The organism is Tunturibacter gelidoferens (assembly GCF_040358255.1).
Lineage (GTDB): Bacteria > Acidobacteriota > Terriglobia > Terriglobales > Acidobacteriaceae > Edaphobacter > Edaphobacter gelidiferens.
This window is the reverse complement of sequence record NZ_CP132938.1, coordinates 926,272-940,390: the sequence shown is the minus strand read 5'-3', so window position 1 is coordinate 940,390 and position 14,119 is coordinate 926,272. Positions and strand designations below refer to the sequence as shown.

The 14,119-nt window shown below is 58.4% G+C and carries 12 protein-coding genes; 11 read left to right on the top strand and 1 reads right to left on the bottom strand.

Features of this window, described 5'->3' with window-relative positions:
* Positions 1 to 115 precede the first annotated feature (115 nt).
* From RBB81_RS04365 to RBB81_RS04315, 11 genes are all read left to right on the top strand, one after another.
* Positions 116 to 562: an ExbD/TolR family protein gene (locus RBB81_RS04365; protein WP_179580540.1), complete on the top strand. Its 447-nt coding sequence runs from the start codon at positions 116 to 118 to the stop codon at positions 560 to 562.
* Between the two features lie 59 nt (positions 563 to 621).
* Positions 622 to 1,056 (top strand): ExbD/TolR family protein, encoded by a 435-nt coding sequence (locus tag RBB81_RS04360; protein ID WP_179580538.1) that lies wholly within the window; start codon positions 622 to 624, stop codon positions 1,054 to 1,056.
* Between the two features lie 126 nt (positions 1,057 to 1,182).
* Complete coding sequence (locus RBB81_RS04355; protein WP_353072836.1) at positions 1,183 to 1,506, top strand: ExbD/TolR family protein; 324 nt, start codon at positions 1,183 to 1,185, stop codon at positions 1,504 to 1,506.
* Between the two features lie 206 nt (positions 1,507 to 1,712).
* Complete coding sequence (locus tag RBB81_RS04350) at positions 1,713 to 2,807, top strand: ABC transporter permease (RefSeq protein WP_246373716.1); 1,095 nt, start codon at positions 1,713 to 1,715, stop codon at positions 2,805 to 2,807.
* Positions 2,800 to 3,474: an ABC transporter ATP-binding protein gene (locus RBB81_RS04345; protein ID WP_179580534.1), complete on the top strand. Its 675-nt coding sequence runs from the start codon at positions 2,800 to 2,802 to the stop codon at positions 3,472 to 3,474. The genes RBB81_RS04350 and RBB81_RS04345 overlap by 8 nt, the downstream gene beginning before the upstream one ends.
* Positions 3,475 to 3,738: 264 nt before the next feature.
* Positions 3,739 to 4,560 (top strand): hypothetical protein, encoded by an 822-nt coding sequence (locus tag RBB81_RS04340; RefSeq protein ID WP_179580533.1) that lies wholly within the window; start codon positions 3,739 to 3,741, stop codon positions 4,558 to 4,560.
* Positions 4,561 to 4,684: 124 nt separating this feature from the next.
* The gene (accC, locus tag RBB81_RS04335; RefSeq protein WP_353073895.1) at positions 4,685 to 6,184 is read left to right on the top strand and encodes an acetyl-CoA carboxylase biotin carboxylase subunit; all 1,500 of its coding nucleotides are present in this window, start codon (positions 4,685 to 4,687) and stop codon (positions 6,182 to 6,184) included.
* On the top strand, positions 6,181 to 6,678 hold the full coding sequence (locus RBB81_RS04330) for a biotin/lipoyl-containing protein (RefSeq protein ID WP_353072835.1): 498 nt from the start codon (positions 6,181 to 6,183) through the stop codon (positions 6,676 to 6,678). Before accC ends, RBB81_RS04330 begins: the two co-directional genes overlap by 4 nt.
* Before the next feature lie 726 nt (positions 6,679 to 7,404).
* Positions 7,405 to 7,809, top strand: coding sequence for a hypothetical protein (locus RBB81_RS04325; RefSeq protein WP_353072834.1), 405 nt, complete (start codon positions 7,405 to 7,407; stop codon positions 7,807 to 7,809).
* Positions 7,806 to 8,204 carry a hypothetical protein gene (locus RBB81_RS04320; protein WP_353072833.1) on the top strand — a complete coding sequence of 133 codons (399 nt, stop codon included), beginning with the start codon at positions 7,806 to 7,808 and terminating at the stop codon, positions 8,202 to 8,204. The genes RBB81_RS04325 and RBB81_RS04320 overlap by 4 nt, the downstream gene beginning before the upstream one ends.
* A 17-nt stretch (positions 8,205 to 8,221) precedes the next feature.
* The gene (locus tag RBB81_RS04315; RefSeq protein WP_353072832.1) at positions 8,222 to 10,204 is read left to right on the top strand and encodes a choice-of-anchor D domain-containing protein; all 1,983 of its coding nucleotides are present in this window, start codon (positions 8,222 to 8,224) and stop codon (positions 10,202 to 10,204) included.
* 44 nt (positions 10,205 to 10,248) lie between these two features.
* On the opposite strand, the gene RBB81_RS04310 is transcribed toward RBB81_RS04315, so the two are convergent.
* Positions 10,249 to 13,962: a beta strand repeat-containing protein gene (locus tag RBB81_RS04310; protein ID WP_353072831.1), complete on the bottom strand. Its 3,714-nt coding sequence runs from the start codon at positions 13,960 to 13,962 to the stop codon at positions 10,249 to 10,251.
* Between the last annotated feature and the right edge of the window lie 157 nt (positions 13,963 to 14,119).

Genomic DNA, 14,119 nt, shown 5'->3' with positions numbered 1-14,119 from the left:
CTCTGCGGGAATCACATCTCTGATAGGTCCTCCGGATGTCGCCAGCGAACGGCAGCCGGAGGCCTAACAGGCATCGCAGGAAAGCAAATACAGCAAACCGGACGGAGCATACGTTATGAGTATCAATAAGCGGGAGGAAGGCAAGAAGGTCAACTCCAACATCAACGTGACGCCGATGGTGGACGTGATGCTGGTGTTGTTGATCATCTTCATGGTCATCACTCCCATGTTGAACAACAAGGTCAACGTGGACCTGCCGAAGGCTGACGCCGCGGTGGTGATGGAAGATGCCAATAAGGAAGACGCCGTTGTAGTCGCTGTGACTCGCGATGGCAGGACGTTTCTGGGCGGCGACCAGGTAACGCTCGATGATCTTGGACCTAAGATCTCTGCGAAGCTGGAAAATAAGACCAGCAAAGAGGTCTTTATGCGCGCGGATATACGTGCCAACTACGGTAAAGTGATGGACGCGGTTGATGGAATCCGGTCCGCCGGTGTGAGCCAGCTTGGCCTGCTGACCGAAAGAACAGACGACAGCGGAACGGCGACTACCAAGAAGTAAACATGTAGGGTGTCGAACTCGCATTTATTGGAGCGGCAAGAGTATCCGAGGAGATTGCTATGGGAATGGGTGGTGGAAATACCGGCGGAGCGATGTCGGACATGAATGTAACGCCGCTGATCGACGTTCTTCTGGTGCTGTTGATCATCTTCATGGTCATCGTGCCGGTAACGCCTCGAGGCCTGGAGACGCTGGTTCCTCAGCCGCCCAAGGAGCACCACGAAGATCCGGTCAACGACCGTACGATCGTAGTGCAGGTGCTGTCGAACGGAGCGGCTGCACCCGCTTATAAGATCAACGATAATTCGTTCAACAAGTCGGACTTGGAGCCCAAGCTAGTGGAGATCTTCGCGACTCGGCAGGAGAAGGTCATGTTTGTCAAAGGCGACAAGGATCTCGACTTCAGCAAGGTTGCTGAGGTTATCGACTTCGGTCATCAAGCTGGCGTAGATAATATTGGTCTCATTACACCTCGAGTGGAAGCAGGACAGTAGGTTCTGTAACGAAAGCTCTCGCACAGGCGGCTGGTTAGGTGACCAGTCGCCTGAAGCTTTCTGTACGTGCGAGAAGGTACGTTGATCGAGTGCTTGCTTACCCAATAACGCATTGGGAGATGAGTCATGGCATTCTCAACGACTGGAAGTTCGGAAGGTAGTGGTTTTTCCTCTGAGATCGACGTAACCCCACTGATCGACGTCTTGCTGGTGACGCTCATCATCTTTATGGTGATCGTGCCGGTAATGCCGCGTGGATTGGCTGCCGCGCTTCCTAAGACCGGTCGTGCGAGTACCGTTGACGAAGCGCCGAATCGAGTGATCATGGTGCAGGTTGAGCTCCGGTCTGCGCATGTCATCTATCGCATTAATGGTGTTGGGGCCGACAAGGGTCAGTTCGGCCCGCTGCTGTCGGAACTGCTGTCACGGCAGATGACGCGGCGAATTTGATTGCGGATGCGGGTCTGGACTTCGGAGTCATTGCAGAGGTGATCGAAGCAGCGCAGGCTGCTGGAGTCGAAGCCTGGGGTTGATCACTGGTGTTCAGGCATCAGCACGCCAATACTGTCTGCGGGCGGGCGAGAGTATGAAGTGTCGCTCAATGAATTCCTTCGGTACTTTATTTGGCCCGCCGAGATTTCGATTAGAATCTGATCTTGCTCAATAAGCTGATATTCGCGAATCTTGGCCACCGACCGGTCCGCACGTTGCTGAGCGTGCTTGCGATTGCCGTTGAGGTGACGATGATCCTGACGTTGGTTGGGGTCAGCCACGGAACGTTGGATCAATCCGCTCAAAGGGCGCGTGGGGTGGGCGCCGATATATGGTTTCGGCCGCCGGGGTCTTCAGCGATCGGACTGAGCTCGGCTCCGATGAGCGATAAGATTCCTGCCCTGCTGATGCAGGAGCCGCACGTCACGTTTGCGATGGGGACCATGGTTCAACCCCTCTCTGGGTTCGATGCGATGACGGGGCTCGACCTTGACGATTTTCAGAGACTGAACGGAGGGTTCCGTTATTTGAAAGGTGGGCCGCTGGTCGACGACAACGACGTGATCGTCGACGAATACTACGCCCAACAAAAACACCTACACCTGGGCGATACCCTTAATCTGGTCAATCATGATTGGAAACTGGTGGGAATCTTCGAATCGGGTAAGCTCTCTCGCATCTGCGTAAAGTTGCGGATTCTTCAGGCGATGACTGGAAACCAAGGCCGTCTAAGCCAGATCTTCGTTAAGGTGGATAACCCAAACAACGCGCAAGCAGTGGTGGATGCTTTGAGAGTGAAGTATCACGGGTACCAGATTTACACTATGGAAGAGTTCACCTCAATGCTTTCCATCAGCAATGTTGGAATGCTGAAAAGCTTTATCGGGGTAGTGATTGGGGTTGCCGTGATCGTGGGTTTCATCGTGGTGTTTATGGCGATGTACACGGCGGTGTTGGAGCGAACGCGGGAGATCGGGATCTTGAAGGCAGTCGGCGGGTCTTCGGGATTGATCTTGAACATCCTGTTTCGCGAGACGTTATTGCTGGCGCTACTCGGTTCGGTGGTCGGCATTCTCCTGACCTATGGAACGCAGTGGCTGATGAAACATGCTATGTCGGTGAGCCTGGTGCAGGAGACGGTCTACGACTGGTGGCCGATCTCCACCGGCATTGCGGTGGTGGGAGCGCTTCTGGGTGCGATCGTCCCGGGCGTCAAAGCCGTGAAGCAGGATGTTACAGAGGCTCTCTCCTATGAGTGAGCCGTCGATTATTGAAGTGCGCGGTCTGACGAAGACTTACCAGGTGGGAGATGTCGTCGTGGATGCATTGCGTGGCGTCGATCTGGAGGTCCGGAAGGGTGAGTTTGTAGCGATTATTGGCGCCTCCGGTTCGGGAAAGTCGACCCTCTTTCACATTCTTGGCGGTCTGACGCCGATGACCACAGGCACGGTGCAAATCAATGCGCGTGATCTGGCGGGTATGACGAACGCCGAGCGGACGGAACTTCGCAAGACTACGGTGGGATTTGTGTTTCAGAAGTACAACCTGCTGCCGACGTTGTCTGCGGAAGACAATATCCGGATCGTGCAGTATATCGGTGGCCGCGATACGGTTTTCGACCCGGCATTTCAAGAGATTCTCAAGCTGCTTGGAATCACCGACAGGTTGAAACACAAGCCTCGCGCTCTTTCTGGCGGACAACAACAAAGGGTGGCCATTGCACGGGGACTAGTGAATTCACCGGCGATTTTGCTGGCCGACGAGCCTACGGGCAATCTGGACAGTGAAAATTCGGCTGCTGTATTGAAATTGATGAAGGATCTAAACCGCCGCCTGGGCCAGACGATTCTGATGATCACACATGACGCTGACGCTGCCTCGTATGCGGATAGGATCGTCAAGATGAAGGATGGGCGTATAGTTTAGCCCACTTTGTTTATGTTTTTTGGTTGGCCGCTCCGCAGCCAGAATGCATCGTATCTTGAAAGAGCAGTTCGAACTATGCAGAAGCTCCATAGTTGTAGTACAAAAGACCGACGTTATTCCCATCTGAGGAAGGGAAAGAAAGCTGCTCTAGTCACGCTAGGACATATACCATTACAATCAAGCGAACGCCGAAACTTGGTTATATGTCTTTCCCGGTCTTTGGAATAGAAACTCGCGCCCATTTTGAAGGAGATGATTCGCCCAATGAAATTCACCGCACGGATTCCGGTTACGGCTGCTTTGCTGGCGCTGATGCTTATCACTGCAACCGGGTGTAATCGCCTGAAGGCTCGGGATCAGCTGACCAAGGGAGTGCAGGCATTTAAGAACGCACGATACGAAGAGGCTGTGAACCACTTCCAGAATTCAATCGCGCTCGATCCCAATTATGAAGACGCGAAGCTGTATCTGGCGACTGCGTACTCCTATCAAGTGGTTCCGAATCTTGATACGCCGGAGAATCTTGCGATCGCGCAAAAGGCTCTGGATGGGTTCAATGCTGTTCTGGCGAAAGACCCCAACGATCTGACCGCGCTGAAACAGATCGCCTCGATCAATCGCAACATCAAGAAGTTCGATGTGGCGAAGGAGTACGAGAAAAAGGTCATCGCGATTGCGCCAAACGATCCCGAAGCTTATTACACGGTGGGTTTCGTGGATTGGACGCTGGCATATAAGAACGCGATCACGATTCTTGCGGCGGATGGGCTGACCGATCAGGGCGATGGTAATCCCAAGAAGAGCAAGGGTGCCTGCCAGAAGCTGCAGGCCGCTAACACCGATCTCGTGAACGAAGGACTGCAGTATCTGAACAAAGCAGTAGAGCTGAATCCGACCTATGACGACGCCATGCAGTACCTGCAACTGACCTATCGTCGTAAGGCGGATCTGGAGTGCGGTGATGAAGCGGCTCGCAAGGCTGATATGGCTCAGGTCGATTCGTGGATCCAGAAGGCCATGGGCGCTCGTAGAGAAAATGAATTGAAGAAGGAAAAGGCAACGCAGGGTGGCGTTTCGATGCAGTAGCCGCTGTCTCGCAATCGCAGTACCAGAGGCCTCCCCAACGGGAGGCCTCTTCTGCTTACAGCTATCGTTCCCGACGAGTCGCAAATCCGGCTGTCGTCTGCGATAGAATGGCCGCTTGCGACGGTTGATAGAAAAAGTGCTGATTGCGAACCGCGGGGAGATAGCGCTGCGGGTGATTCGTGCGTGCCGGGAGATGGGGGTGGCCACGGTGGCGGTTTACTCGGATGCCGACCGGGGGGCTCTGCATGTGCTGCATGCAGATGAGGCCTACCGGCTGGGGCCGGCACCGGCGGCGGAGAGCTATCTGCGGGGGGATCTGATCCTGGAGGTGGCGCGGCGGATGGGGGCGGATGCAGTGCATCCTGGATATGGGTTCCTGTCGGAGAACGCGGAGTTCGCCGAGGCCTGCGCAGCGGCGGGGGTGACGTTCATTGGGCCGCCTGCGAGCGCGATGCGGGTGCTGGGGTCGAAGACGAGGGCGCGGCAGGCGGCGGATGCGGCCGGGATGCCTCGGGTTCCGGGGAGTGTGACCGGGTTGGCGGATGTGGCGGAGGCGTTGCGCGTGGCAACGGGGATTGGTTATCCCGTGATGCTGAAGGCTGCGGCTGGAGGCGGCGGGAAGGGCATGCGGGCGGTGACTCGGGCGGAGGATCTGGCGGCGGCGTTTGCGGCGGCGAGCAGTGAGGCGGAGCGGAGCTTCGGGTCGGGCGAGGTGTATCTGGAGAAGCTGATCGAGCGGCCTCGGCATATTGAGATCCAGTTGATGGCGGACGAGCATGGGAGCTGCGTGTATCTGGGCGAGCGCGAGTGCTCGGTGCAGCGACGGCACCAGAAGGTGATCGAAGAGGCTCCTTCCGCCGTGGTGAGCGAGGATCTAAGGCGGAGGATGGGCGACGCTGCGGTTCGTCTGGCGCTTTCGGCTGGGTATGTAAATGCCGGGACGGTCGAGTTCCTGGTGGATGATGCGGAGAACTTCTACTTCCTGGAGATGAATACGCGGCTGCAGGTGGAGCATCCTGTGACCGAGATGGTGACTGGGCTGGATCTGGTGCATCTGCAGCTTCGTGTGGCGATGGGTGAGCCTTTGCCGTTGACGCAGGAAGATGTTCGGCTGCGTGGACATGCGATTGAATGCAGGATCTATGCGGAGGATCCGGAGAATCATTTTTTTCCGTCGCCGGGGTTGATTACGCGGCTGATTCAGCCGAGCGGGCCGGGGATTCGGGAGGACTGCGCGGTGTATGAGGGGTGGAATGTGCCGCTCGACTACGATCCGATGCTGTCGAAGCTGGTGGCGTTTGCGCCGACGCGGGAGCAGGCCATCGACCGGATGCTGCGGGCGCTTGACGAGTATGTGATTGGCGGGATCAAGACCAATATCGGGCTGTTTCGGCGGATTCTGATGGATGAAGATTTTCGCGCGGCGCGGATTGATACGGGGTATCTGGAGAGGTTGCTGGCCGAGGGGGTGGCCCCGGTTCTGGAGGACGTTCCTGAGGACGTTGTGGCGCTGGCAGCAGCACTGTTTGCGGCGTCTGCGCGGCGGGAGACGTTGGCTGCGCCGGTTGTCTCGGAGGAGAGCCGGTGGGCGGTGGCAGGGCGGCGGGAGGGGTTGCGTCTGTGACGGTCTGGCTTGAGGTTGAGGGAGAGAAGAGGCGGGTTGAGCTTCCGGGGGAGATCGGCGCTGGGTCCGGAGCCGTGGAGTGTCTGGTCGATGGGCGGTCGATCATGGCGGATGTCAGGTTTTTGCAGGCTGGTGTGCTGTCTCTGCTGATTGATGGGCGGCAGTACCGGTGTGTTCTGGATGGCGATGGGGTAGTGATTGGGCGGCGCCGGTTCGGGTTTGAGGTTGCGGATCCGCGGTCGCTGCAGGGGAGGCGGGGGGCAGGAGCCGGGACGGATGGGCCTCGGCCGGTGAAGGCTCCTATGCCGGGGCGGATGGTGCGGGTCCTGGTTGAGGTGGGCGACGAGGTGGAGGAGGGCCAGGCGGTTGTCGTGATCGAGGCCATGAAGATGCAGAATGAGCTGAAGTCTCCCAAGGCTGGACGAGTGGTGAAGATTGCAATTGCGGTGGGCGATGCGGTCGGGGCCGGGGATGTGCTGGTGGTGGTGGAGTAGCTTTCCGGTGAATCTGAGACGGCTAGAGGGGATTCTCTCTCGAGCCGTTGCAGTTCCGTTGCTCCTCTTCTGTTCCGGCCCCACCCCCCCTCCGGGGGTCATCCCTCATAAGCTATTCAGAATGTGCGATTTAGCGTAATTCGGTTTTGGTAAATTCGTCTTTCTAAAAGGGTTATAGGCAAATTCGTCTATCCAAACGACTTAGCCCAGTGTGCATGAAAAAAGCCCTCGATGGAGTCGAAGGCTTTGGATCTATGTATTCATTATAGCGGTTGGTGCGTAACTCATACGCCATGCGAATGTGCTGGATTGGCGCGGTGATTTGCGGTTTCGGGGCTTGACAGGTTTTGTAGGAGAGGCTGGCCTTGCCCAGGATAGTGGTCGGTTGAGCGAGAGCCGTTCGCGTGTGGCGCGAATGCCCCACATCTCACGATCGAGATATTAGGCACTTGGCCGATTCGAAATCTTACATCCCACGCTTCGCAAAAGCGCGAAGGATGGGGCACCCGATCGTTATAGATGAGTCAATTTTGGATGAGCACCGCGGCTGGGGATTGATCGCGGTAGATGTACCGCTTAAGTATCATGCGAATCTCTCGATTTTCATTGGGTCGCCTTGTGGGGCGGGCTAGAATGCGAAGCGATCATCCCAACTGCAATTCATCGCTGATGCAATTTTGGTTTGTGCTGTTCAGACGCGACCTGTGGACGCGAGGAGAGATTTGTATGAGCGAAACGGTGGCGGGGAGACGGCGGGATACGTGTATCTGTGCGAATAAGGGTTCTCGTTTCGGTTTTGTGGTTGGCGTTGCGGGAGTTGGTTTCCTCTCTTTGCTGCTTGCGGGATGTTCGCAGAGGTCTGGTGTTGCGAGTGGGGCAGCGACTGTTGCGTCGCTTCGTCTGCATGGCACCGCTTATGGTGGGGATCAGCCGGTGAGTGGTGCGACGATTCAGTTGTATGCGGTGGGGACGACGGGGGATGGTTCGGCGTCGACGCCTCTGCTGACTCAGGCTGTTACCAGCGATTCGAGTGGCGAGTTCACGTTGACGGGGGACTATCAGTGTCCGTCGGCCTCTACGCAGGTGTACCTGACGGCCGCGGGCGGTAATCCGGACTGCCGACTGGCATGACGAATCCACAGTTGGCTTTGATGGCTGCGCTCGGGAACTGCGGGAGCCTGGGATCAACGACGACGATCTTTGTGAATGAGCTGACAACGGTGGCGGCGGTGTGGCCGCTGGCGCCGTTTATGAGTTCTTACAGTGCGATTGGATCGGGGAGCTCGGATGCGACGGCTCTGGCTAGTGCTTTTGCGACGGCGGCGATCTTTGCGAACACGACGAATGGTACGGTGCCTGGGCTGAACGTTCCGACTGGGACGACGGTTCCAGTGGCGCAGATTAATACGCTGGCGGATGCGCTTGCCAGTTGTACCAACTCGAGCGGAGGGGTTGCCGGGGACGGGTCGGCGTGTGGGATATTGTTTGGGGCGGCGACGCCACAGGGGGGGGAACGGCTCCGGTGAATGTGGTTGGAGCGGGCATGAGTCTTGCGAATAATCCGACGTTGAACTCTGCGAGTATCTTCGGGCTGGTGGGAGGAAAGTCTCCCTTCCAGCCTACGCTGACATCGGCGCCGGCGAGCCTTGCCGTTCAGGTTGCGGCAACGTCGGGTGGGTTGTCTTATTCTGCGTCGGCTTTAGTGTTCTCCGCTGCTTATTTGAATTTTCCGGCGACACAGACGTTGACCGTGATTAATAACGGGCCGCTCGCTGTGGGATTTACTAACGTTCAGATCGTTGGCGCCAACGCCAGCGATTTCTCTCTACAGGCGAGCTGTCCTGCTCCCCCGGGCTTGCCGGTCGGGCAAACGTGTGTGATAGGGATTGGGTTTGCTCCCTCTGCGGGCGGCGTGCGGAATGCCACCCTGCTTGTTGAGACCAACGGAGTAAACTCGCCGCAGTCTTTCGCTTTGAGCGGGACAGGGCTGCCGCACGTCGGTAGTTCTGTAACGCTCTCGCCATCTTCGCTCACATTTACTCTTGCGGGCGTACCTCAGGCAGTGACAGTTACGAACAATAGTGCTAAGCCTATTGCGCTGGGATCTATCAGCACTACTCTTGGCTCAGAGACTAACAACTGCGGTGCGATGTTGGCGGCGCAATCTATCTGCACCATAGAAGTAGAAACTCTGTCTCTTGGCATCAGTTTTGATAATGTGGGGACGAACACAGGCACTCTGACGGTTACGGATACTGGAAACCCCGGAGTGGAAACGCTCCCAGTCAATGTGCCTTACGGGAGCGTGAACTTTACGCCCTTGCCTATCAATTTTGGGGGCATGCCTTTAGGCGTAACCAGCATGGCTAACGCCTCCAACGTAGCTTCTGGGAGTAGTTACTATGGCCCGGCACCGCCTTTTTCCGGCTCGATAACTGGTCCTAATGCATCGGATTTTGGAGTGGGGTTCTTCGGCAACAGCTACGAAACTACTGCCTATGTGACGTTCACTCCAACCGGACTAGGTGCGCGGACTGCGACGTTGGTCACGAACTATGGCAATATTCCGCTGAGCGGAAATGGAGTTACAGACAGTGCGTCATTTTCAATTACGCCCGTGGCACCTGTATCGTCTCAAGTTGGGGTAAGCCTTCCTGTCCCGGTTACCATTCAGAACACTGGAAGCACGGTGCTCTATCTGCGACTTGCTACGGGTTCCGGAGATTTTGTTCTGCCTGGGACTCTAGCTAGTAGTCCGTTAGTGTTAGTGCCAGCGCAGTCCCAGTCTTTCAATATTTCCTTTAACCCGGTTGGGTTGGGTTTGAGGAGCGCGACTCTCACAGCTACTGATACTGGCTCTGGAGTCTCTCATTCCATTCCTCTCACTGGCACCGGAGATGCGATCGATCCCTCGATCACGCCTATTACTTTCACGTTTAGTAGTACCGAGGTGGGAGTACTGAGCGCAGCCCAGACTATGACGGTGTCGACTCCGAGCGGCGGCCCGGTATCGATTCAGTTCAGTAATGATGGTTACAATAATGATTTTCCTTTGAACCCGGGAACGTGCGCTACCCAGACTCCATGTCAGATCAGCGTCAGTTTCAAACCTTCAAAGACCGGGTCGGACTATGCTGATTATCTGGTGACTGATCTTGTAACCGCCCAAACGACCCTCTTCACCGTTTATGGTTCGGGCGGGGTAGGATCGGTTTCGTTGTCGAGCTCTTCGCTTACGTTTGCGGCGCGCGATATCGGCACGACCTCGATCTCTCAGACGGTGACGTTGACCAACACGGGCGACGCGACTCTCACGATCTCTGGAGAGACGTTCTCCGGTGCGAACGTGGGCGACTTCCCGATTGAAGGCAACACTTGCGGAAGTAGTCTGGCTGGCGGTGCGAACTGCACCCTCACGATCTCCTTCGATCCTACGGCCTCGGGGACGCGAAGTGCGATTCTGCAGATTATGACGAATGCTGCTAGTTCACCGGACAATATTCAACTGATGGGGACTGCGAATTGAGCGTTCGCGAATAACGCTGGCGGGCTCCCAGATTAGTGTTGCGATCAGGGGAGGTCGACTAGGATGTGGGCGCCGGAGGTGAAGACGATGTAGTTGCCGGAGACGGCTGAGGCGCCGCTGTAGGGTACGGTCGTTGTTCCGGGATGCGGAAGGGGTTCGGTCCAGGTTGCGGCGCCGGTGGTGAGGGAGTAGATGGTGTAGGTGTAGGGGGAGTAGATGGAGTTGGAGTCGACGGGGAAGAAGGCGGTGGTGGATAAGGGCAGGCTCTGGCCGGCGGGTGGGAGCTGCGGGAGTGCGGTGAGGGTGGTGAGCTGGGTGCCGGTGGCGTCGTAGATGACGGCTCCGAGATAGGGTGGGTAGACGTGGGTCCCCAGCGGGCCGAAGGTGTTGACCAGGACACGATTGTTGTCGATCCAGCCGACGGCGAAGCCATTGACCGTGGCGGCGAGGACACCGTTTTTGTAGATGCTGGTGGTTGAGGTGGAGGAGTAGTCGCCGGTGGAGACGGCGACGAGGGTTCCATCGGGGGAGAGCAGGATGGGCGTGGTGCCGTCGTAGACGCCGGAGGGTGGGTTATCGGACCAGACGATGGGGGAGCCGGGGATGGGTGTGACCTGGCGGGTGTAGTCGAAGTACAGCCCGTTGTAGGTGCCCAGATACTGGCCGAGTGCGGTGCCTGAGCTGGAGAGAGAGTAGTCAAAGAGGAAGGGTGTTGCGGGGGACTGGTCGTTGAGTTGATAAGGGAAGGTGCTGGTGACGGTGCCGGCGGGGAGTGAGTAGATGTTGAGGGTGCGGTCGGGTTCGTATTGCGAGTCGATGTCGCTGGCTTTGGCGGCGAGGACGGTTCCGTCGGTGGAGAGGGCAAGCTTTGAGCTGGTGAAGTTGATGGTGCTGAGGATGGTTTGGGAGGCGGGATCGTAGTCGAGGATTTTACCGATGGCGGTGGCGATGGTTGCGTGGCCGGGTGCTCCGGCGATGCTGAAGGCGTTGCCGTATCCGAAGAAGCGCGGTGTGGTGGTGGCGCTGGGGCCGTCGAGGACGACACCGTGCTGATTGCCGACGGCCCATTGTGCGGGAGAGAGTGCGGCGAAGGCGGACTCGTAGGCTACGGGAAGGTTGACGGCGGTGCTGAGGGTGGGAGTGGTGCCGGAGATATCGATGGTAGAGGCGGCGGGGGTTCCGTAGGGAAGCACGCCGAGGGTGGACCCGGAGGGAATGACGGCGGTGTCGGCGCTGAGGGTGTAGGTGGCGGTGGGAGTGGTGGCGCCGATGGGGTAGACGCTGAGGACGTTGACGGGGTAGGTCCAGAACCAGTTGGCGTAACCGGTGAAGTTCAGGTAGCCGAGGGAGAGCATGCCTTGTTGAACTGTGGCCGCTGAGTAGGTGTAGACGTCATAGACCGGGGGGGTGTTGGGCGGGCTGAGGTTGGGGGTGTTGGTGAAAAAGTGGCTGCCGTCGGTGAACCATGAGTTGAAGTTGGCGGTGAAGGCAGGACCGGTGGAGGAGGTTCCGGAGGGAACGGAGTCGGTTTCGATGACGTTATTGCCGGCGGGGCCGAGGCCGATTTGAAGCTGTCCGGCGGCCGCGAAGGCTCTTGCCCTGGAGTAGTCGCCGGTGCGGGAGAAGAGAAGATGTCCGTCGGTGGTGCTCCAGACGGAGAGGCCGGAAGCATAGCCTGAGGCGATGTAGGTGCCGTCGGCGGAGAGCTTCCACCAGGCGGCGGCGAAGGGGACGGGGTCGAGGTTGGGCGAGGTGAGAGTTGTGATGAGGCTTCCATCCGTGTTGGAGCGGATTTCGACCGCGTTTGCGGTGCCGATGGCGAGGACGGAGCCTGCCATGTCGGCTGGATAGGGGGAGATGAGGCCAAGGGTGGCGGGGTCGCCGCTGGCGAGCTCGGTTGTGGCGGTGTAATCCCAGAGCGCCCAATGACCGCTGGTGTCCTGACTGAAGAGGCGGGTGGGCTGAAGCCGCATGACGGCAAGCGAGTTGGCGTGGCCGAGATCGAGCAGAGTGAAGGCGCTGAAGCTGGCGACCGTGATCGTAAGGTTTGCGGTCGTGGAGCCTGCGGAGTTTGTCGCGGTGACGGTGTAGGTAGCTTGTGATGTGATTGAGGTGGGGGTGCCGGAGACTGCTCCGGTCGATGCGTCGAGGCTGAGGCCAGCGGGGAGCGCGGGGCTGACGGTGTATGTGGTTACAGTGCCGGTGACGGTGGGTGTATCGGTGGGAATGGTTCGGGTGACGGTGGCAGCTATGGTGGTTTGGGGATAGACAAGATTTGTTGGCGGGGCAAGGTTCACGACGATCTGTACGGTGGCGGTGGTTGAGCCAGTGGAGTTTGCTGCGGTGACGGTGTAGGTCGCCTGTGGAGTGGCGGAGGTGGGGGTGCCGGAGATCGCGCCGGTCGTCGCGTTGAGGCTGAGGCCAGCGGGGAGTGCGGGGCTGACGGTGTAGCTGGTTGCGGTTCCTGTGACGGTGGGAGTATCCGTGGGAATGGACTGGCCGACGGTCGCAACGATGGTGGTCTGTGGATAGACCAGGTTGGTTGGCGGGGGAGGGTTCACGGCGATCTGTACGGTGGCGGTGGTCGAGCCTGCGGAGTTTGCTGCGGTGATGGTGTAGGTCGCCTGCGTGATGACGGAGGTGGGGGTGCCGGAGATTGCTCCAGTCGTCGCGTCGAGGCTGAGGCCAGCGGGAAGTGCGGGGCTGATGGTGTAGCTGGTTACGGTTCCGGTGACGGTGGGAGTATCCGTGGTGATGGCCTGGCCGACGGTCGCGGCGATGGTGGTCTGAGGGTAGACCAGGTTTGTTGGCGGAGGGGGGTTCACGGCGATCTGTACGGTTGCGATGGTCGAGCCTGCGGAGTTTGCTGCGGTGATGGTGTAGGTGGCCTGTGCGGTGTGGGAGGTGGGGGTGCCGGAGATTGCTCCGGTTGTTGCGTTGAGGCTGAGGCCAGCAGGGAGTGTGGGGCTGACGGTGAAGCTGGTTGCTGTTCCTGTGACGGTGGGAGTGTCAGTGGTAATGGCCTGGCCGACTGTTGCGGCGATGGTAGGTTGCGGGTAGACGAGATTGGTCGGCGGAGCGGGGTTCACGGCGATCTTCAGGGTCGCGGTCGTCGAGCCTGCGGAGTTCGCTGCGGTGATTGTGTAGGTCGCTTGTGCGGTGACGGCGGTGGGGGTTCCGGAGATTGCTCCGGTCGATGCGTTGAGGCTGAGGCCAGCGGGAAGTGCAGGGCTAACGGTGAAGCTGGTTACGGTTCCGGTGACGGTAGGAGTGTCAGTGGCGATGGACTGGCCGACAGTCGCAGCGATGGTGGTCTGTGGGTAGACAAGGTTTGTCGGCGGCGGAGGGTTTACGACGATGGATACGGTCGCGGTCGTCGAACCTGCGGAGTTTGTTGCGGTGATGGTGTAGGTCGCCTGTGGAGTGGCGGAGGTGGGGGTGCCGGAGAGGGTGCCGGTTGTCGCGTTGAGGCTGAGGCCCGGAGGAAGTGTCGGGCTGACGGAGTAGGAGGTTACTGTGCCGGTGACGGTTGGAGTGTTGTTGGCGATGGCCTGGCCGATGGTAGCGGCGATGGTGGTTTGGGGATAGACCAGATTGGCCGGAGGGGTTTCGTTTCCAGGCGATTTTCCGCCCGAGGAGTTGCCTCCGCAGCCTGCAGTCGCGCCGAAGAGAGACATCAAGGCAAGGAGGAATATCGTGCAGGAGACGGGTCGAGGCTGCGACCGGCTAGAGAGGAGGAACACAGCCTTACACTTCATAGCGCGCACCAATCCAAAGTACAGCGGAACTGTATCACCCTCTGGGTAAGAGATGTCTACCTATAAAGCGTCATTCCCCAGAGCGTCATTCGCTCTGGAGGGCGTTGGTTTTTTGGGTGTTTTTTCGATTCTGTTGGGCGGCATGGCGAGGTGGGCT